This window comes from Microbacterium ulmi (assembly GCF_011759705.1).
GTDB lineage: Bacteria > Actinomycetota > Actinomycetes > Actinomycetales > Microbacteriaceae > Microbacterium > Microbacterium ulmi.
Genome location: NZ_JAAOZF010000001.1, coordinates 2,270,583 through 2,290,445, shown reverse-complemented (window position 1 = coordinate 2,290,445; position 19,863 = coordinate 2,270,583). Strand labels below are relative to the sequence as shown.

At 70.1% G+C, this 19,863-nt stretch carries 18 protein-coding genes; 10 read left to right on the top strand and 8 right to left on the bottom strand.

From position 1 onward, the window contains the following. Positions 1-52 precede the first annotated feature (52 nt). Positions 53-619: a GNAT family N-acetyltransferase gene (locus FHS08_RS10735; RefSeq protein WP_167038814.1), complete on the top strand. Its 567-nt coding sequence runs from the start codon at positions 53-55 to the stop codon at positions 617-619. Between the two features lie 91 nt (positions 620-710). Further along, positions 711-1,571, top strand: a complete 861-nt coding sequence (locus FHS08_RS10730) for a DNA-formamidopyrimidine glycosylase family protein (RefSeq protein WP_167038812.1) — start codon at positions 711-713, stop codon at positions 1,569-1,571. Between the two features lie 51 nt (positions 1,572-1,622). On the opposite strand, the gene glpK is transcribed toward FHS08_RS10730, so the two are convergent. Beyond that, positions 1,623-3,161 carry a glycerol kinase GlpK gene (gene glpK / locus FHS08_RS10725; RefSeq protein WP_167038810.1) on the bottom strand — a complete coding sequence of 513 codons (1,539 nt, stop codon included), beginning with the start codon at positions 3,159-3,161 and terminating at the stop codon, positions 1,623-1,625. A 270-nt stretch (positions 3,162-3,431) separates the two neighbouring features. Then, entirely contained in the window at positions 3,432-5,147 is a 1,716-nt protein-coding gene (locus FHS08_RS10720; RefSeq protein ID WP_167038807.1) for a glycerol-3-phosphate dehydrogenase/oxidase, read from the bottom strand. A 260-nt stretch (positions 5,148-5,407) separates the two neighbouring features. On the opposite strand from FHS08_RS10720, the gene FHS08_RS10715 reads away from it, so the two are divergent. Beyond that, positions 5,408-6,229: a cyclase family protein gene (locus FHS08_RS10715; RefSeq protein WP_167038805.1), complete on the top strand. Its 822-nt coding sequence runs from the start codon at positions 5,408-5,410 to the stop codon at positions 6,227-6,229. Between the two features lie 55 nt (positions 6,230-6,284). Here FHS08_RS10715 and FHS08_RS10710 read toward each other — a convergent pair whose 3' ends face one another. The 3 genes from FHS08_RS10710 to FHS08_RS10700 all read right to left on the bottom strand — a co-directional run bounded on the left by FHS08_RS10710 (position 6,285) and on the right by FHS08_RS10700 (position 10,361). Next, complete coding sequence (locus tag FHS08_RS10710) at positions 6,285-8,015, bottom strand: ABC transporter permease (RefSeq protein ID WP_167038803.1); 1,731 nt, start codon at positions 8,013-8,015, stop codon at positions 6,285-6,287. Positions 8,016-8,025: 10 nt separating this feature from the next. Beyond that, positions 8,026-9,189 carry an ABC transporter ATP-binding protein gene (locus FHS08_RS10705; protein WP_167038801.1) on the bottom strand — a complete coding sequence of 388 codons (1,164 nt, stop codon included), beginning with the start codon at positions 9,187-9,189 and terminating at the stop codon, positions 8,026-8,028. Between the two features lie 116 nt (positions 9,190-9,305). Further along, complete coding sequence (locus FHS08_RS10700; protein WP_167038799.1) at positions 9,306-10,361, bottom strand: extracellular solute-binding protein; 1,056 nt, start codon at positions 10,359-10,361, stop codon at positions 9,306-9,308. A 722-nt stretch (positions 10,362-11,083) separates the two neighbouring features. Between FHS08_RS10700 and ribD the strand changes: the two genes are divergently transcribed. The 6 genes from ribD to FHS08_RS10670 all read left to right on the top strand — a co-directional run bounded on the left by ribD (position 11,084) and on the right by FHS08_RS10670 (position 16,733). Beyond that, positions 11,084-12,163, top strand: coding sequence for a bifunctional diaminohydroxyphosphoribosylaminopyrimidine deaminase/5-amino-6-(5-phosphoribosylamino)uracil reductase RibD (gene ribD / locus FHS08_RS10695; RefSeq protein ID WP_167038797.1), 1,080 nt, complete (start codon positions 11,084-11,086; stop codon positions 12,161-12,163). Then, positions 12,163-12,807, top strand: coding sequence for a riboflavin synthase (locus tag FHS08_RS10690; protein ID WP_167038795.1), 645 nt, complete (start codon positions 12,163-12,165; stop codon positions 12,805-12,807). Before ribD ends, FHS08_RS10690 begins: the two co-directional genes overlap by 1 nt. Continuing rightward, on the top strand, positions 12,804-14,084 hold the full coding sequence (gene ribA, locus FHS08_RS10685) for a GTP cyclohydrolase II (protein ID WP_167038793.1): 1,281 nt from the start codon (positions 12,804-12,806) through the stop codon (positions 14,082-14,084). Before FHS08_RS10690 ends, ribA begins: the two co-directional genes overlap by 4 nt. After that, positions 14,081-14,572, top strand: coding sequence for a 6,7-dimethyl-8-ribityllumazine synthase (gene ribH, locus FHS08_RS10680; RefSeq protein ID WP_167038791.1), 492 nt, complete (start codon positions 14,081-14,083; stop codon positions 14,570-14,572). Before ribA ends, ribH begins: the two co-directional genes overlap by 4 nt. Before the next feature lie 82 nt (positions 14,573-14,654). Then, positions 14,655-15,008 carry a Fe-S protein gene (locus tag FHS08_RS10675; RefSeq protein WP_167038789.1) on the top strand — a complete coding sequence of 118 codons (354 nt, stop codon included), beginning with the start codon at positions 14,655-14,657 and terminating at the stop codon, positions 15,006-15,008. Between the two features lie 270 nt (positions 15,009-15,278). Next, positions 15,279-16,733, top strand: coding sequence for an MFS transporter (locus FHS08_RS10670; protein ID WP_167038787.1), 1,455 nt, complete (start codon positions 15,279-15,281; stop codon positions 16,731-16,733). Positions 16,734-16,817: 84 nt separating this feature from the next. Here the strand turns inward: FHS08_RS10670 and FHS08_RS10665 are convergent, their stop codons facing one another. From FHS08_RS10665 to FHS08_RS10655, 3 genes are read right to left on the bottom strand one after another with little or no spacing between them, the layout of a single operon-like run. Further along, positions 16,818-17,645, bottom strand: coding sequence for an ABC transporter permease (locus FHS08_RS10665; RefSeq protein WP_167038785.1), 828 nt, complete (start codon positions 17,643-17,645; stop codon positions 16,818-16,820). Continuing rightward, the gene (locus FHS08_RS10660) at positions 17,642-18,526 is read right to left on the bottom strand and encodes an ABC transporter permease (RefSeq protein ID WP_167038783.1); all 885 of its coding nucleotides are present in this window, start codon (positions 18,524-18,526) and stop codon (positions 17,642-17,644) included. The genes FHS08_RS10665 and FHS08_RS10660 overlap by 4 nt, the downstream gene beginning before the upstream one ends. Before the next feature lie 23 nt (positions 18,527-18,549). Next, positions 18,550-19,491 carry an ATP-binding cassette domain-containing protein gene (locus FHS08_RS10655; RefSeq protein ID WP_167038781.1) on the bottom strand — a complete coding sequence of 314 codons (942 nt, stop codon included), beginning with the start codon at positions 19,489-19,491 and terminating at the stop codon, positions 18,550-18,552. A gap of 127 nt (positions 19,492-19,618) precedes the next feature. Between FHS08_RS10655 and FHS08_RS10650 the strand changes: the two genes are divergently transcribed. Next, positions 19,619-19,834 carry an AsnC family protein gene (locus tag FHS08_RS10650; RefSeq protein WP_167038779.1) on the top strand — a complete coding sequence of 72 codons (216 nt, stop codon included), beginning with the start codon at positions 19,619-19,621 and terminating at the stop codon, positions 19,832-19,834. Positions 19,835-19,863 lie beyond the last annotated feature (29 nt).

Sequence of the window (19,863 nt, the reverse complement as noted above, 5' to 3'; positions counted from 1 at the left end):
GGGCTCATCCGGGCCGGAGGTCCGTACGCGGCGACGCGGCTACGGTGGTGGAGTGGAACCCGTCATCCTGCGCACGACCAGGCTCGAGCTCTCGCGGCCCGTCGCGGCCGATGTCGACGCGATCTTCGAGGCATGCCAGGATGCCGCCATCCAGCGCTTCACGACGGTCCCCTCGCCCTACGAGCATCGGCACGCCGAGGAGTTCGTCGAGAAGGTCGCGGCGGACTGGACCTCCGGCGCGCACGCCACCTGGGCGATCCGCCACGGCGACGCTCTCGCCGGGATGATCGGGCTCTACCGGCTCGACGGGCGCGGCAGCGGCGAGCTCGGCTACTGGATCTCGCGCGGGGCGCGCGGGCGAGGCATCGTGACAGAGGCCTCCGCCCCGGTTCTCGACTGGGGCTTCGCCGCCGACGGGCTGGGCCTCGCACGCATCGAGTGGCACGCCGTCGTCGGCAACGAGGCGTCGGCGCGCGCCGCACGCACTCTCGGCTTCCGGTACGAAGGTCTGCGACGGCAGGCGCTCGTCGGGCAGAGCCGCCGCGACGACGGATGGAGCGCCGCACTGCTGGCGACCGACGACCGGCGGCCGCAGCCCTGGCCCGTGCTCGGGGACTGACCGGAGTCCGTGCGCGCACGGGTCGCTCGCGGAGGCTTCGCCTCTCGTGCGACCCCGTCCGCACGTGGGCGGGGCATGGCAGGATGACTGCATGCCCGAGATGCCCGAGGTGCAGGGGCTCGTCGAGTTCCTCCGGGAACGCGTGACGGGTCTCGAGATCACGCGCGCATCGGTCGCGAACATCGCGGCGCTGAAGACGTACGACCCTCCGATCGACTCTCTCAAGGGCGCGACGATCACGGGGGCCGCACGGCACGGGAAGTTCATCGACCTGACGACGTCGGGTCCGCATCTCGTGTTCCACCTCGCGAAGGCCGGGTGGCTCCGTTTCTACGACCAGCTGCCGACGACGCTCATCAGGCCGGGCAAGACCCCGATCGCGCTGCGGGTCGCCTTGAGCGACGGCTCGGGGTTCGACCTCACCGAAGCCGGCACGAAGAAGTCTCTCGCCGTGTACGTCGTGCGCCTCCCCCAGGACGTGCCCGGGATCGCGCGGCTCGGCCCCGATCCCCTCGACCCGGGGTTCGCACGCGAGACCTTCGCAGGGCTGCTCGCGGGTCGTCGCACGCAGATCAAGGGGGTGCTCCGCGACCAGACGATCATCGCCGGAGTCGGCAACGCGTACTCCGACGAGATCCTGCACGCGGCCAGGATGTCGCCGTACGCGCTCGCGTCGAACCTGACGGATGCCGATGTCGACCGGCTCTTCGCCGCCCTGACGGCGACGCTCGCCGAGGCGGTGGCCGCGGCATCCGGCAAGCCTCCCGCCGACCTCAAGGACGCCAAGCGGCGCGGGATGCAGGTGCACGGGCGCCGCGGCGAGGCGTGCCCGGTCTGCGGAGACACCGTGCGCAGCGTCTTCTTCGCCGACAACTCGCTCGAGTACTGCCCGACGTGCCAGACGGGCGGGAAGATCCTCGCCGACCGGCGGCTCTCGCGACTGCTGAAGTAGCCGCGCCGCAGCCGTGGCCTGTCCGCGCGGCCGCGCGGTCGCGGTGGAGTCCTACTCCTCGGCGGTGCCTGCGAGGATGCGGGCGTCGTCGTCGACCCAGTCGAGCGACTTCGACACGGCCTTCTTCCACAGCCGGTAGCGGCGCTCGCGCTCGTCCTGCGGCATCCGGGGCTCGAAGCGCACGTCCTCGCGCCAGTGCGTCCGCAGCTCGTCGCGCCCGCTCCACACCCCCGTCGCGAGTCCCGCCGCGTACGCCGCTCCGAGCGCCGTCGTCTCGACGACCTCGGGGCGCACCACGGGAAGGCCCAGGATGTCGGCCTGGAACCGCATGAGGAGGTCGTCGCGCGTCATCCCACCGTCGACGCGCAGCTCCGAGAGGGCGCGACCCGTGTCGGCGACGACGGCCTCGATGACGTCGCGCGTCTGGAACGCCGTCGACTCGAGCGCCGCGCGCGCGATGTGCGCACGGTTGACGAAGCGCGTCATGCCCACGAGTGCGCCGCGCGCATCGGGTCGCCAGTACGGCGCGAACAGACCGGAGAACGCCGGGACGAAGTACGCGCCGCCCGCATCGGGCACGGTCTCGGCGAGCGCCTCGACCTCCTCGGATCGCCGGATGATGCCGAGGTTGTCGCGCAGCCACTGCACGAGCGACCCCGTGACCGCGATCGACCCCTCCAGCGCATACCTGGCCGGCTCGTCGCCGCAGCGGTACGCGACCGTCGTGATGAGGCCGTGCCGCGAGCGGACGATCTCGGTGCCGGTGTTCACGAGCAGGAAGTTTCCCGTCCCGTACGTGTTCTTCGACTCGCCCGCGTCGAACGCGGCCTGTCCGAAGGTCGCGGCCTGCTGGTCGCCCAGGATGCCGGCGACGGGCACGCGCGCCGCGATGCCGGGGAGGTGGGCCTCTCCGTACACCTCGGACGACGAGCGGATCGCGGGAAGCATGGAGCGCGGGATCCCCCACACCGCGAGGAGGGCGTCGGACCAGTCGAGGGTCCGCAGGTCCATGAGGAGCGTGCGTGAGGCGTTCGTCACGTCGGTGATGTGGATGCCGCCCCGGATGCCGCCCGTCAGGTTCCACACCACCCACGTGTCGGGAGTGCCGAACAGGAGGTCGCCCGCCTCCGCCGCCGCACGCGCGCCCGGTACGTGATCGAGGATCCACGCGACCTTGGACGCGGAGAAGTACGTCGCGAGCGGCAGGCCCGTCACGTCGGCGAAGCGATCGGACCCGCCGTCGGAGGCGAGCCGGTCGATGAGCGGCTGCGTGCGGGTGTCCTGCCACACGAGCGCGTTGTACACGGGGCGCCCCGTGCGGCGGTCCCACACGATCGCCGTCTCGCGCTGGTTCGTGATGCCGATCGCGGTGACGTCCCCCGCGCCGATGCGGGCCTTCGCGAGCGCCGAGGCGAGCACCCATTCGGTGTTCGTCCAGATCTCGACGGGATCGTGCTCGACCCGCCCGGCGCGGGGCAGGAACTGCTCGTGCTCGCGCTGTGCCGCCGCGACGGGTGTTCCCGTCGCGTCGAACACGATCGCCCTCGTCGAGGTGGTGCCCTGGTCGAGCGCCAGCACATGGCCCGTCACGTCGTCTCCTCGTCGTCGAGTCGTCGCGGCTCGCGGCCGCAGGGTCCCGCCAGGCTATCGCGGAGCCCTGCGGTCCTCGGCGGACGCCTGTGCGAGCGCGCTTCTCCGCGCGGGGTCCGCACGCTCCGCACGCTCCTCTGCGAAGGGCCCGCACGTTCCGCTTTGCGGAGCCCATGCGCGCTCGTGGGCTCGGCTCTGCCGCGCGGGCCGGCCTTCACGTCGCGTCCGGCCGCGTCGGGGCCCGGCGTCGGCTGTGTCGCGTCCACCGTGTCAGCGCGAGGCGTCGGCGGCTGCCGTCCAGGTCGGGTCGGCGTCGTGGACGGCCGCGAGGGCGCGGTCGACCTCGCCGCGGCGGCGCGCGGCATCCCACCCGAGAACCGGCGCGATCGCCTCCGCGACCTCCGCGGCGGACGCCGCCGAGACCGCGCCGATGAAGGCGAGCGACGTGCGCCGCATGAGGACGTCGTCGAGGTGCACGACGCCCTCCGTGCGCGCCAGGTGGCGCAGCTCGCCCGTGCTGTAGCCGGGGGCCGTCTCGAGCGGGGCGTCCTCTTCGTCTTCGGCGAGCGCGGCGATGACGTCCGCCGCGACGGTCCCGTACCTGTCGAGCAGCGTCGCCGCCCGCTCGAGCCCTATGCCGTCCTGGAACGCGGTGAGCCACTGCCGGCGGGCGCGCTCCGTCGTGGGGTAGCCGCGGCCTCCGCCGATCGGCACGCCCTTCGTCGAGCGACGACGCGGCTGCGCGAGGAGGTCGAGCACGCGGTCGGCGACGTGCTCGGCCGACGCGCGGAACGTCGTCCACTTGCCGCCGACGAGGCTGAGGACCGTCGCCGTGCCTCCCGCGAGCGGCTCCGCCTCGATGCGGTAGTCGCGGGAGACGAACCCGGGGGCAAGGTCGCCGTGCCCGGGGAGCGGCCGCACGCCCGCGAAGCGGTACACGATGTGCGTGCGGTCGACGTGGATGCCCGGCAGGACATGCCCGACGAGGTCGATGAAGTAGTCGACCTCGGCCTCGGTGCACTCGATCGGCTCGGCCATGTCGTGCTCGAGATCTGTCGTCCCGACGAGCACCCGGCCCTTGAGCGGATAGATGAGCACGATGCGGCCGTCCTTGTGCTCGAAGAACAGCTCCCGTCCTCCCGTCGCGGCCAGCAGCTCGGGGTGGTCGAGCACGATGTGCGAGCCCTTCGTGCCGCCCATGTACCGCGTGGGGTCGCCGATCGCGAGGTTGACGAGATCGGTCCACGGGCCCGCCGCGTTCACGACGACGGATGCCGCGAACGCGACCTCCTCGCCCGTGACGCCGTCGCGCAGCACGATGCGGCCGTTCGCCGCGCCGATCGCCGCCGTGTAGTTCGCTGCGCGCGCGCGGGCGCCGCCGGCCGCGAGCCCGTCGCGCAGCACGTCGAGCGCGAGCCGCTCGGGGTCGTGGAGCGAGGCATCCCAGTAGGTCGCGGTGTACTTGACGCCGGGATTGAGGTGCGGAAGCTGCGCGAGCGACCGTGCACGCCCGTCGAACGTGTGCCGCGGCACGCGCCCGCCGCCGCGCGAGAACGAGTCGTAGATGACGAGCCCGATCTTGATGAGCGCCGCGCCGCGCTCGCGGTGCTTGCCCTTGCCGTGACGCAGGAACCGCATGGGCGCCGTCAGGACGCCGGAGAACGTCGAGAAGATCGGGATCGTCGTCTGCAGCGGCCGCACGTAATGCGGGGCGATGCGCAGCAGCGCATTGCGCTCCGTCACAGCCTCGTGCACGAGCCGGAACTCGCCGTTCTCGAGATACCGGATGCCGCCGTGGATCATGTGGCTCGATGCTGCGGAGGCGCCGCTGACGAAGTCGGCCCTTTCGGCGAGCGCGACATCCACCCCCTGCATCGCGAGGTCGCGGAACGTCGCGAGACCGTTGATGCCTCCGCCGATGATCAGGACGTCGGAGTACGGGCGTTCGGCTAGTGCCGCGAACCCCCCTGGCGCGACCGACCTCATCCGTTCCCCTCCTCCTGACCCTTCGGCCATGCTGTCACAGACAGGACTTCTTGCAGCGCCCGTGCACATACGTGCAGGCGAGCGTGCGGGCGCCTTCCGCGCGGGAGCCATCAGCGATGCTACTCGTTCCGCGATATGATGAGAATACGTATTCAGCCTCGAGTTCCGTGCATCGCGGACTCTCTGCGTCGGCGTCCAGGCGGCGGTGGGGACCCGCCGGGGCGATCGTGTCTTCTCTCTCGACGATGAAAGGTGAAGTCATGACAACACAGGATCTGATCGCACTGGCCGGCGAGGGGGTGAGGATCTACGACCTGGCCCACCCGCTCGAGAACGGCGTGCCGCAGTCGGCCGATCATCCGCCCTTCCGCATGAGCGTCACTCGTCGTCACGGAGACATCATCCGCAAGGACGGCTCCAGCGGATCGACCGAGATCCTCTTCACGAGCGGGCACGTCGGAACCCACATCGACGCGCTCGCGCACGCCTCCTTCGACGGCAAGCTCTTCGGGGGCGTGCCCGTCGAAGAGGCGATGGACACGGGTCGCTACGTCAAGCACGGCGCGGAGCAGATCCCGATCCTGATGTGCCAGGGGATCCTTCTCGACATCCCGGCAGTGCTCGGCCGCGAACGTCTGGACCCCGACGAAGAAGTGCTCCCGGAGCACCTCGATGCGGCGCTCGAACGGGCGGGCGCCGAGCCTCAGCCCGGCGGGGTCCTTCTCGTGCGCACCGGCTGGGATCAGCTCTTCGGCGATCGGGCGGCGTTCGAAGGCGAGACGACGGGCCTGCCGGGCATCGGACCGGACGGCGCGGACTGGATCGCCCGGCGCAGGCCGCGCGCGGTCGGCGGCGAGACGATCCCCTTCGAGCGGTTCGCCCCTCTCACACGCTCCCGCGGGCTCCCCGTACACAAGCGCCTGCTGGTGGACGAGGGCATCCACATCATCGAGATCATGCGTCTGGGCGGACTCGCCGCGGCAGGGGTCGGCGAATTCCTCTTCGTCCTCGCGCCGCTGCCGCTCGTCGGAGCGACCGGATCGCCTGCGCGTCCGTTCGCCGCCGTCAAGACGGCCGAGTAGTCCCCCCGAGGGCCGCGTCGGCGTCGCCGGCGCGGCCCTCCGCGTGCGGCGGCGCCTACCTCTTGTGAAGGTAGCGAGGGCGCCCCAGGAACTGCAGGACGCCGACGACGATCGCCGAGATCACCGTCATGATGACCGAGATCGTCGCGACAGAGGGGATGGTGCCCTGACCCCAGTAGTCGAGGACGATGAGTCCCATCACCGGCGTGCGGGGCGTCGAGAGCAGCACGGCGAGCGAGAGATCGCCCGTCATGAGCACGAACAGCAGCGCCCCGGCCGACGCGATGCCCGGGACCATGAGCGGGAGGACCACGGTCCGCACGGCCCGCCAGTCCCAGGCACCGCTGACCTGGGCAGCCTCGGTGAGCGAGTCCGAGATCTGCGCGCGCGAGCCCTCGAGAGTCAGCATCGCGTACGGCAGATACGTGAGCAGGTAGGCCAGCAGGATGATCCAGACGGTCGACCCCAGCCGGAACGGCGGACCCGCGAAGGCCAGCACGATGCCGATGCCGAGCACGATGTGCGACACCACGGCGGGGAGCTTGGAGACGCCGTCGACGATCCGCTGCAGTATCCCGTGCGGATTGCGCTGCTTGAAGATGATGATCAGGAGGGCCGCGACGATCGTCGCGGCCGCCGCCGTCACGCCGAGCTGAAGGCTGTTCACGAGCGCCTTCATGCCCACCTGGTCGTTGAAGACCTTGACGTAGTTCTCGAATCCCCAGATCGCGTTGGCGAAGTCCGGCGTCCAGAACCTCTGGAAGCTCACCACGACAAGGGCGGCGACCGGCAGGACGGCTGCGCACAGGATGTAGAGGATCATCATTCCCCGCGCCACCCAGCGCCACCCGCCCAGACGCGTGAGGGATGCGCCCTCGGTGCGGTCGCCGACGCGGGCGAAGCGCCCCTGGCCGAGGACGCGCTGCTGCAGCAGCCACAGCGCGAACAGGATCGCGAACATGATGAGACTCAGTCCGAGGGCGGTGCTGTAGTCGATCGGGTAGGTCTGCGTGACCGCCTCCACGATCGAGACGGCGACGATGTCGATCCTCGCCCTCGTCGCGATCACGGTGGGGATCGAGTACATAGCGAAGGCGACGATCACGACCAGCACGAGCGAGCTCGCGATGGCCGGCGCGACGCTGCGGAGCGCGACGGTGAAGAAGACGCGCACGTTTCCCGCGCCGCAGACGCGGGCCGCCTCTTCGCGCGAGAGATCCAGAGCGCGAAAGGCCGCACTGATCGGCAGGTAGGCGTACGGGACCAGCACCAGAACGTAGACGAAGATGAGACCCGGATAGGAGTAGATGTCGACCTGCGGAGAGCCCGGCAGCAGGCTGAGGGCACCGTTGATGAAGCCGGCGTCGGGTGCAGCGAGCATGACCCAGCCGATCGCCATCGCCACGGACGGCAGGAAGAGCGGCACGAGCGGCAGGAGATCTCCCGCGACGCCCATCGTCGCGTCCGTCCGCTCATTGAGCCACGCCAGCAGTGTCGCGACGACGATGGCGAGCACGGACGAGCTGACCACGACGATGGCCGTCTCGCCCATGAGCTGCCCGAAGTACGGTCGCGTGACCAGCCGGACGAGACCGCTCCACCCCATCTCGGTGACGCCGCTCTGCACGATGCGTGCCGCGGGGAGGAGGACGAGGAACGCGATCACGGCGGATGCCGCGATGACGATCGGCGTGAAGATGCTCGGTCCTGTGCCGCGCGACTTGCGCCGCCCGCGGACGGGCACGGCGTCGGCGATCTCCCAAGGACTCGGCGTGGATGCGGTCATCGTCGACTCCTCACGCGACCAGGATGCGCAGCGCATCGTGCGGGACCCGGACGATCACGCGATCGTCGATGGCGAACGCCTCGTGCGAGTTGACGCCCGGCGCGAAGGCATGGATGGTCCTGCCGTCTGCGAGCGCGACGGTGAGGTCGGTGTGGGAGCCGGCGAAGATGGCGTCGGCGACCACGCCGTCGATCGACGACGAGTCCGACACGGCGTCGCCGGCACCTGCGGGCCCGACAACGGCGTTCTCGGGCCGCCACATGACGAAGACCTCGGCCGGATGCGGCTCCGGCGAGAGCAGGGCGCCGCGGGGGACGACGAGGTCGCCCGCCGATGCCGTTCGAAGCCGCAGCTCGGTCTCGCCGATGTCGAGAATCGACGCGGGAAGGACGTTCGCGGACCCGAGGAACTCGGCGACGAACCGCGTGTCGGGCTTCGAGTAGAGCTGGGTGGGGGTCGCGAACTCCATGATCCGTCCGGAGTTCATGACGGCGACCCGGTCTCCCAGAGCGAGTGCCTCCGACTGGTCGTGCGTCACATACAGCGCCGCGAACCCGAGTTCGTGGTGGAGGCGGCTGATCTCGGCACGCAGGGCGACCCTGACCTTGGCGTCGACGTTCGAGAGGGGCTCGTCGAACAGCACGAGGGACGGCGCCGCGACGAGGGTGCGCGCCAACGCGGCCCGCTGCTGCTGTCCTCCCGAGGCCTGCGACGGGTACTGCTTGCCGAGGCCTCCGATTCCCACCAGCTCGAGGTACTCGAGCGCTCGGGCCCGAGCGGCCGCCCTCTTCATTCCGTCGACGCGCAACGGGTAGGCGACGTTGTCGACCAGAGTCAGGTGCGGCCACAGTGCGTACGTCTGGAACATCATGTTGATGTCGCGGCGATTGGCCGGCACCGACACCTTCTTGCTGCGGTCGTAGACCAGCTCGCCGGCCAGCGACATCGTGCCGGCGTCGGGGTACTCGAGACCCGCCACGCATCTGAGCAGCGTCGTCTTTCCGCATCCGCTCGGTCCGAGCAGGACGATCATCTCGCCCTTCTCGACCTTCAGCGAGACGTCGTCGAGCGCCTTCGTGGTCTCACCGCTCGCGCGCTTGAAGTGCTTGCTCACGTCGCTCGCGATCAGCGGAAGCTGCTTCTCCACGTCTTCGATCACGGAATCCTTCGCCATGCCCTTGTCCTTCTCGATCAATCGATGCTGCTCCGCAGTCTGGTCCCGACGACCGCGAGCGGTCGACGGTCCGGGGCCCGACGGGCCCAGACTGTCGGCCGCTCGCGTGTGCGGGTCTACTGAAGTCCGAGGAGTGCGAGGATGTCCGCCTTCACGTCGTCCGTCAGCTTCGGGTAGATGTCGAGGACGCGGGTCGTGCCGGGTGCCTCCTGCGGGCAGTCCGGGATGTCGCTGTATGCGACGGGCTGGTAGGTGCCCTTGAGGCAGGTGGCCGCGAGTCCCGCCTTGCTCATCGCGTAGTTCATGAAGACTGCGCCGGCATTGGGAGCCTGCGCCGCCTCGGGGAGCGCCCACAGGTTCACCGTGGAGATCGTGGGGGTCGGCACGGTCGTCTCGACGTGCGCACCCTGCTCACGCGCGGCGTCCGTGTGCTCGCGCACGTTCGGGAAGAGCGCGTCGGCCTCGCCCGCGATCACCTGCTGGACGCCGGGAGCGGCCCCCTGGCTCAGACCCTTGCTCTTCTCGCCGTACGCCTTGAGGACTTCCTCACCGTCGTTCTGCGAGATGAAGTAGTCCACCGCCATGAACGACGACGCCACGCGCGGATCGATCAGCAGCGAGTTCGCGAGGATGGGCGAGGCCGCGAGTTCCTTCCACGTCTTCGGGAGGTCGCTCTTCTCGATCTTGTCGGTGTTGTAGGTGATCACGAACGGCGCCGTCTGCGTGATGACGTAGTGATCGGAGACCCGGCGGTCCTCGGGCACGTCGCCGTACGACGGAAGCGACGTGATGTCGCGATACCACTCGGGGTTCGCCTCGAGCTGGACGTTGTCCGCCATCATCACGACATCCGCCGTCGTCGACCCCGCCTGCACCTCGGAGGCGATGCGCGCCGACATGGGCCCGGAGTCCAGTCGCACGAAGTTGACGTCGATGTTCGGATACTCCGCCTCGAAACCTGCGACGAGGGCCTGGTTCACGGCGTCCTGCGACGCGAGGTAGACGGTGACCTGGCCCTCCTGCTCGGCGGCGGCCTCGACGTCGGCCCACGACGACGTCGAGGCGTCGCCGGCGGATGGCGCGGTGTCGCCACCGCCCGAGCATGCGCCCAATGTCATCGACGCCGCCAAGACGCCTGCGACGGCCAGTGCACGTGATGTCTTCATCTTCATTGATCGACTTCCACTCTGTATGGTGTTCGGCGGCGCTCCGCCACCCTGTCAGCCGCTGCCGGCGGCGACGACCCGCCGGCGGTGTGCTCCTGCCTGTGCCAGACCGGAGCCGAGCCGAGCGGGCACTCCTTCAGCGGCGCTCCATCGCTCGCCCTGGCGCCGCCCCGGATCGATGTCTCCCGCCTTCCATCGGTGGACGTCACTTCGCTGTGGTTACGTACCCATGCTAAATCGGCGATTCTGGCCTGTCAACAGAAATCCCACCGCACGGATCGCGGGCAGAGTCGGTCACAACCGTCGCCGCAACGATTCGGTCGACACATGGTGCCATCGGAGCAGTGCTCGAGACACGCGCTCATGTCGCCCCCGATGCACCTTTCGAGCGAATACGTATTCCATTCTCTGTCATCCGAAAGGGATCGTCACGCGTCATCCCCCCGCCGTGCGACGGGGAATGAAACCCCCGATGCCGCGTTGACTAGACTCGAGAGCATCAACGTGCTCCGGGGTCGGTGCGAATCCGAACCGGCGGTGACAGTCCGCGAGCAGAGCACGGCATCCGGGAACGGGTGTCGAGCGAAGCCGATCCGGTGGAAATCCGGGACCGACGGTGATGCGACGAGGGTTCGTCGCTAGTCCGGATGGGAGGCAGCACGCGCGGCACGGTTCATGCCGTCGTTCCTCCCGTCATCCCCTGGACGAAGACTCAGGGCGGGAATCGGATGACGAGGGCAGAGACCGAGCGACGAGCCATGCGCCGCGCGCTGGCACTCGCCGAACGCGGTCCTCGCGGCGTGAACCCGCAGGTCGGGGCCGTCATCCTCTCCCCCGCGGGCGAGGTCATCGCCGAGGGGTGGCATCGCGGCGCGGGCACGCCGCACGCCGAGATCGACGCGCTCTCGCATCTCGCGCCCGACCAGACGCGCGGCGCGACGGCCGTCGTGACGCTCGAGCCGTGCAACCACACGGGCCGCACGGGGCCGTGCTCGGAGGCGCTCATCGACGCCGGCGTCGCGCGGGTGGTCTACGCCGTCGCCGATCCCAACGTCGTCTCGTCGGGCGGCGCCGAGCGGCTCCGCTCTGCGGGCGTCGATGTGGAGTCCGGTGTCCTGGCGGCGGATGCCGAGGCCCTCCTGCACTCGTGGCTCGAGGTGCAGCGGCTCGGACGCCCGCACGTCACGGTGAAGTGGGCGCAGTCCCTCGACGGCCGCGCCGCCGCGGCCGACGGGACGAGCCAGTGGATCACGGGCCCGCAGGCCCGCGCCGACGTGCACCGCCGTCGAGCGCTCGCCGATGCGATCGTGGTCGGCATGGGGACCGTGCTGGCGGATGATCCCGCGCTCACGGCGCGCCGCCCGGACGGCACCCTGTACGAGACGCAGCCGCTGCCCGTCGTCGTCGGCTCGCGTCCCGTGCCGGCCGACGCCGCCGTGCGTCGGCATCCGCGCCCCTTCGTCCAGCACGACGGCTACGACCTGGCGGCGCTGCTGGCCGACCTGCGCGAACGCGGCGTGCACCGCGTGTTCGTCGAGGGCGGGCCGACCGTCGCGAGCTCGTTCGTCCGGCACGGGTTCGCCGACGAGGTGCTCGCGTACATCGCGCCGACCCTGCTCGGCGGCGACGGCCTCGCGCTGCGCGACGTCGGAGTCGACACCATCGCCGATCAGGTGCGGCTGACCGTGGCATCCGTCGAGCACTTCGGCGACGACCTGCTCGTCGTCGCGCACCCCGTCCGCCGGGCCGCGCAGGCATACGCCGCGCAGTCCGCCGAGGCCACGGCCGCCCGAGAAGGAGACAGCTGATGTTCACCGGGATCATCGAGGAGATCGGCGAGATCACGGCCGTCGCGCCGTCCGGCGACGGCGTGCGCCTCACGGTTCGGGGCCCCAGAGCGGTGTCGGACGCCGCGCACGGCGACTCGATCTCCGTCAGCGGCGTGTGCCTGACGGTCGTCGACCAGGGCGAGGACTGGTTCACCGCCGATGTCATGAGGCAGACGCTCGACATGTCGACGCTCGCGGGCGTCGCAGCCGGGCGGCCCGTCAACCTGGAGCGCGCGACGGTCGCGCACGGGCGCCTCGGCGGCCACATCGTCCAGGGGCACATCGACGGCACGGGCGAGGTTCTCGAGGTGCGCCCGGGCGAGCAGTGGCAGGTGCTGCGCATCTCGCTGCCGGCCAACCTCGCGCCGCTCGTCGTCGACAAGGGCTCCATCGCGGTCGACGGCGTCTCGCTCACGGTCAGCGCCGTCTCGCCCGCGGATGCCGCGCAGCAGTGGTTCGAGGTCTCTCTCATCCCCGAGACCCTCGCCGCCACGACCCTCGGCGCTCGCGTCCCCCGCGACCGCGTCAACCTCGAGACCGACATCCTCGCGCGCCACGTGCAGCGCCTCCTGGCCTTCGCACCCGCGGGCGCCGGCGTCACGACGGAAGGAGGCTCGAGATGAGCCTTTCCACGATCCCCGAGGCCCTGGAGGCGCTGCGCGCCGGCCGGCCCGTCATCGTCGCGGACGATGAGAACCGCGAGAACGAAGGCGACGTCATCCTCTCCGCCGAGCTCGCGACACCCGAGTGGATCGCATGGACCGTGCGGTGGTCGAGCGGCTTCATCTGCGCGCCGATGCCCGCGGACTGGGCCGACCGGCTCGACCTGCCCCCCATGGTCGCCCTCAACGAGGACGCGAGGGGAACGGCCTACACCGTGAGCGTCGACGCCGCCGACCGCGCGTCGACGGGGATCTCGGCATCCGATCGCGCGCACACGCTCAACGTGCTCGCCGATCCCGCCTCGACGCCCGCGAGCGTCACCCGGCCAGGCCACATCCTGCCGCTGCGCGCCGTCGACGGAGGCGTGCGCGAACGGGGCGGTCACACGGAGGCGGCGGTCGAGCTCATGCGCCTGGCAGGCCTCAAGCCCGTCGGAGCGATCGCCGAGGTCGTCGCGGAGGACGGCTCCATGATGCGGATGCCGGGCCTGCTCGAGCTCGGCGAGCGCGACGGCGTGCACGTCATCACGATCGAACAGATCGTCGCCTACCTCGACGAGACCGCGCCGGTCGCGGCATCCGCGTCCCACGCCGCCCACAGGCGCCGCGTGAGCCTGAGGGCCGAGGCCAACGTGCCCACGTCGCACGGCGACTTCCGCTTCCTCGCGTACAAGGACCGGGTGACCGGCACGGACCACGTCGCGGTCGTCAAGGGCGACCTCACGGAGGACGCGCCGCTCGTGCGCGTGCACTCCGAGTGCCTCACGGGCGAAGCGTTCGGGTCGCTCAAGTGCGAGTGCGGCCCGCAGCTGGACGCGGCGCTCGACGCGATCGAGGAGGACGGCGGCGTCGTCATCTACATGCGCGGGCACGAAGGGCGCGGCATCGGGCTCATCAACAAGCTCCGCGCCTACAGCCTGCAGGAGCGCGGCCTCGACACGGTCGACGCCAACCTGGCGCTCGGACTGCCCGCGGATGCGCGCGACTACGCGGCCGCCGCCGGCATCCTCGCCGACCTCGGCGTCGAGAAGATCCGCCTGCTCACCAACAACACCGACAAGGTGTCGCAGCTGCGAGGACTCGGCCTCGACATCGTCGAGCAGGTCCCGCTGCTCGTGGGCGTCGGCCCCAACAACCACCAGTACCTCGCGACGAAGGCGGAGCGCATGGGTCACATCATCGACGGACAGCAGCTCGACGACGCCCTCTCACGCGTCACCGAGAGGGCGGACGCGTGAGCGGCAAGGGCGCACCCGTCACCGACGGGCTCGACGGCGCAGGGCTCGACGTCGTCGTCATCGCGGGCACGTGGCACGAGGTCATCACCGAGGGGCTCATCGCGGGCGCCGGGCGCGTGCTCGACGCCGCGGGCGCGACGTGGAGGCTCGTGCGCGTTCCCGGCTCGTTCGAGCTGCCGATCGTGAGCAAGGCGGCGCTGGATGCCGGGGCCGACGCCGTCGTGGCGCTCGGCGTCATCATCCGCGGCGGGACGCCGCACTTCGAGTACGTCTCGGCGTCGGCGACCGACGGGCTCACGCGCGTCGCGCTCGACACCGGCAAGCCGGTCGGGTTCGGCCTGCTGACCCTCGACGACGAACAGCAGGGCCTGGACCGCGCAGGTCTCGAAGGCTCGCAGGAGGACAAGGGCGCCGAGGCGGCCGAAGCGGCACTGCGCACGGCGCTCGTGCTGCGCGATCTTCGTCGGACGGCGCCGCCGCGGGACTGACCCACGAGGTGACTGATCGCTCCGGCGCGGTCCACCGCGCGGGGCGTCGACCTTCAGTAGTCCGCAAGGTACGCTGAGCCACATGGAGATCCTTCGGAGCGTCGTCGTCTACCTGCACATCATCGGGTTCGCGGTGCTGTTCGGGGCATGGCTCGTCGAAGCGTCTGCGCGGCGCGTCCGCGTGACGCGCCTCATGAGCCTCGGGATGACGATCGCCGCCCTGACGGGCCTCGCCCTCGCGGCGCCGTGGGGAATCTCGTACGAGCCGAACTACCTCAAGATCGGCGTCAAGCTCGTCGTGCTGCTCGTGATCGGCGCCCTCCTCGGCATCGGCTCCTCGCGTCAGCGCAAGACGGGCACGCTCTCCCCCGTCATCTTCTGGGGCATCGGCATCCTGACCCTCCTCAACGCGGGGATCGCGGTCATCTGGCGCTGACGCGACGGGCGCTGCGCCCGCGGCCCTGCGCTCGCTCGACCGCTCGTCGCACGATCACCGCCGTCGGCCGCACGGCATCCGTCTTCGCACGTGCGACCCCTCGGGGGCGCGATCAGCCCGGACTAGGATGAGCGTTCGTGCGTCGGCGACTCCGTCGACGCCCCGGCGATCCCCGGATCGAGCCGCCCCGCGCGCCACCCCTGTGCCTGAGCGACCGTCGCCGGCACGTCCCAAGAGGACCCCTCCGTCTTGCATTCGACAGGTTCCTCAATGTCCAGCACCATCATCGCGTCCGCCCCCGCAACGGCCCCCGCGAACCCGCGCTCGCGCGTCATCCTCGCGAGCCTCATCGGCACGACGATCGAGTTCTACGACTTCTACGTGTACGCCACGGCCGCCGTGCTCGTCTTCCCGATCCTCTTCTTCCCCACAGGCAACGACACGACCGCCCTGCTGTCGTCGTTCGCCGTGTTCGGCGCGGCGATGGTCGCCCGTCCCATCGGCGCGATCGTCTTCGGCCACTTCGGCGACCGCTTCGGCCGCAAGGCCACGCTCGTGGCATCCCTCCTCACGATGGGCGTCGCGACCTTCCTCATCGGCCTGCTGCCGACCTTCAACGAGATCGGATGGTGGGCGGCGTTCCTGCTGCTCGTCCTCCGGCTCGCGCAGGGCTTCGCGCTCGGCGGCGAGTGGTCGGGCGCGGCGCTCGTGGCCACGGAGAACGCTCCGAAGGGCAAGCGCGCCTGGTACGGCACCTTCCCGCAGCTGGGTGCGCCGATCGGCTTCATCATCGCCAACACGGTCTTCCTCGTGATCAACTTCGCGCTCCCCCACCCCGACGGCGGGGCGCAGCGCTCCGCCGAGTTCCTGTCGTGGGGCTGGCGCGTGCCGTTCCTGTTCTCGGCGGTCATGGTGATCATCGGCCTGTGGGTGCGTCTGCGCCTCGTCGAGTCCGAGACGTTCGCCAAGGCCGAGAAGACCGGTGCGATCCGCAAGTTCCCGCTGGGCTCGGTCATCCGCCACCACTGGTGGCACCTCATCCTGGGCACGTTCATCATGCTCGCGACGTACGTGCTCTTCTACCTCATGACGAGCTTCACGCTGTCGTACGGCACGAAGGCGACGACGGATGCCGCGCAGGCCGCCGCCGAAGCCGCCGGAACCGCGTTCGACCCGGCGACATACGTTCCCGGTCTCGGCTTCGGCTACACGGACTTCGTCATCATGCAGATCATCGGGGTCGTCTTCTTCGGCATCTTCACGCTCCTGTCCGGGCCCGTCGCGGACGCCGTCGGACGCAAGAAGCTGCTCATCTGGGTGACGGTCGGCATCATCGCGTTCGGCCTGCTGTTCAACGTGTTCCTGCTGCCGCAGGCCGACCCGAAGTTCACGGGCGCGCTCGTGCAGGCGTGCCTCATCTTCGGCTTCACGCTGATGGGCGCGACGTTCGGCCCCATGGGGGCGCTGCTGCCGGAGCTGTTCCCGACGAACGTGCGCTACACGGGCTCGGCGATCTCGTACAACGTGTCGTCGATCCTCGGCGCGGCGCTCGCGCCGATCGTCGCGGTCGCGCTGTGGGCGGCGGCCGGCGGATCGCCCTGGCTCGTCGGGGTCTACCTGTCGGGTGCGGGTGTGCTGACGCTGATCGCGCTGCTCCTGTCGAAGGAGACGAAGGACGTCGAGTACGAGACGAACATCGGCATCGGGGTCACCGGATCGCTGTAGGTCTTCCGCGTGACGGGCGGATGCCCCGGGGCTGCGGCCTCGGGGCATCCGTCGTCCAGGACGCCGGCGCGGCGCGGGAAGACCTCAGTCGAGGAACAGCGCGCGCAGGCGCTTCGTCGTGAAGACGAGCCCGACCGCGATCATGACGACGTAGTACAGGACGTGCCCCCACATGGCGAGGCTCAGCGATCCCGTCGTGAACCCGCGGACGAGCTCGACGCCGTGCCACAGCGGGAAGGCCTGGATGACGCCCTGCACCCACTGCGGGTAGATGTCGATGGGGTAGAGCGTCGCCGAGAACAGGAACATCGGAAGCAGCACGATGTTGATCCAGTCCATCTGCTGGAACGTCTTCATGTAGCTCGTGACAGCCATGCCGAGGCTCGCGAAGCCGAAGGCGATGAGGAGGACGGCGGGCAGCGCGAGGATCGCCGTCCACGCGAGGTTGAGGCCCAGCACCTGCATGATGACCATGAAACCCGTCGCATAGAGGAGCCCGCGCAGGAGCGCGTACATGATCTCGCCGAGCGCGACGTCGAGAGGACCGAGGGATGTCGCGAGCATGCCCTCGTAGAGCTTGCCGTAGTTGAGCTTGAAGAACACGTTCCACGTCGAGTCGTAGATCGCGCCGTTCATGGCCGACACGGCCAGCAGCGCAGGTGCGATGAACGCCGAGTAGGGCACGTCGAGGCCGCCCGAGGTCTGCACGTCGCCGATGAGCGCGCCGAGCCCGAGTCCCATCGAGGCGAGGTAGAAGACGGGCTCGAAGAACCCCGACAGCACGACGACCCAGCTCGACGAGCGCGCCGCGACGAGGCCGCGCTCCACGACGGCCTGCGGATTGCCCGCCCACAGGGCTCGTACGCCCCCGCGGCGCACGGGAGCTCCGGTCGACTCGCTCACGGCGGTCATGTCGCGAGCCTCCGCTCGAACTGCCTGCGTGCCAGGATCATGCCGCCGATCGCGAGGACCAGGAGGTAGGCGACGTGCACCGCGATGAGCATGGGCTCGACGGGCTTGCCGTACATCACGACGCGGCCGAGCTCGCTCGCGTGCCACAGCGGCGAGATCCAGCCGATCCACTGCAGCCACACGGGCAGCGTCGCGAGCGGGTAGAACGTGCCGGAGAAGAGGAACATCGGCATGAAGACGAACCGCTGCACGAGCGCGAACTGGCCCTTGTCGTCTTCGATCGAGGCGGCGTAGGCCATGAGCGGGATGCCGAACGACATCCCGACGAGCAGCCCGAGCGGGACCGCGATCCACGCCGTCGCGGGCGACGTCACGCCCGGATGCAGCCACGAGAAGAAGAGCAGGATGAACAGGAAGTACAGCACCGCGGTGACGCCCATGCGCGCCGCGGCGCCCGCGACGACGCCGTTGGCGATCTGTCCGGACGACAGCGGCGAGGCGCTGAAGCCGTAGAAGTACCGACGCCACTTGAAGCCCGCCATGACGGGGTAGGTGAACTCCTCGGACGCGACGGCGATCGTCGACGTCATGAGCAGAGCCGGGGCGACGAACACGAGGTACGGAACCTGCTGGCCGCCGTCGTCGACCGGCAGCTGGATGAGCGCCGCGAGCCCGACCGCGAGGCCGAGGAGGTACAGGACGGGCTGGCCGAAGGCCCCGACGATGATCGTCCAGCCGTAGGCCCGCATCGCGCGCACCATGTGCTCCGTGACGTACCACGTGCCGCGGGCGCGGGGTCTGCGCCCCCACTCCATCGCCTCGGCGCGCAGCTCGTCGAGCGTCGGATGCGTCGCCGTCGCGGATGCCTCGCCCCGAGGCATCCCCTCTCCTGGGCGTACGGGGCTCATTCGATGAGCGACCTTCCCGTCAGGCGCAGGAAGACGTCTTCGAGTGACGACCGGCGCACGAGCGACGTGATGGGCTGGAGCCCGCCCGCGGTGATGCGCTCGAGCGCCGCCTCGCCGTTCTCGGTGTAGACGAGGATGCGGTCGGGCAGCACCTCGACGCGATCGCCGAGCCCCTCCAGACGCGGGGCGACCTGCTGATTGCGGTCGGACCCGAACCGCACCTCGAGCACCTCGCGGCTCGAGTGCTCGCGGATGAGGGATGACGGGGTGCCCTCCGCCATGATGCGGCCCTTGTCGACGACGACGAGCCGGTCGCACAGCTGCTCGGCCTCATCCATGTAGTGCGTCGTGAGCACGAGCGTCGTGCCGCGCTCTTTGAGACGGAACAGCCGGTCCCACAGGACGTGCCGCGCCTGCGGGTCGAGGCCCGTCGTGGGCTCGTCGAGCAGGAGGATGCGGGGGTCGTTGATGAGCCCGCGCGCGATCGTGAGGCGGCGCTTCATGCCGCCCGAGAGCTGGTCGACCTTGCTCTTGGCCTTCTCCTCGAGCTGCGCGAAGGCGAGCAGCTCGTCGGCCTTCTGATGGCACACCCTGCCGGGCAGGCCGAAGTAGCGGCCGTAGATGTAGAGGTTCTCGCGCGCGTTGAGCTCGCCGTCGAGGTTGTCCTGCTGCGGCACGACGCCCAGGCGCGAGCGGATCTCGGGGCCGTGGCGGTCGGGGTCGAGGCCGAGGATCGACAGCTCGCCCGCCGTGCGCGACGAGACCGCGCCGATCATCTTCATCGTCGTGGACTTGCCCGCGCCGTTGGGGCCGAGAAGGCCGAACGACTCTCCTGGCGCGACCTCGAACGAGAGCCCGTCGACCGCGACGAAGTCGGGCCGCCCTTTGACCCTGTAGGCCTTCACGAGGTTCTTGGCGTCGATCACGGGTGCGGGCACCGATCCACCCTACCGGCGGGTCAAGACATCCCCCAGAGGCACCTGTCAACCTGAGTTGACGACCGCGATCTCGTCAACTATCGTTGACACGGATGCCGCGAGCCGCGGCATCCGGAAGGACACGACGATGAGCGGAGACGCCCTCAGCACGCTGATCGGCGCCGCCGGCGAGCGCGAGCCGATCGCCGAGCTGCACCGCCTCGCCGGCGTGCGGCGCGAGCTCGCCCGAGCGGAGGAGGTGCAGGTGCGACGCGCCCGCAACCTCGGCTACTCGTGGCAGGCGATCGCCGCCGCCCTCGGCGTGTCCCGTCAGGCCGTCCACAAGAAGTACGGTCGAACGTAACCCCACTCCCGGACGAAGCAGGTATCCCC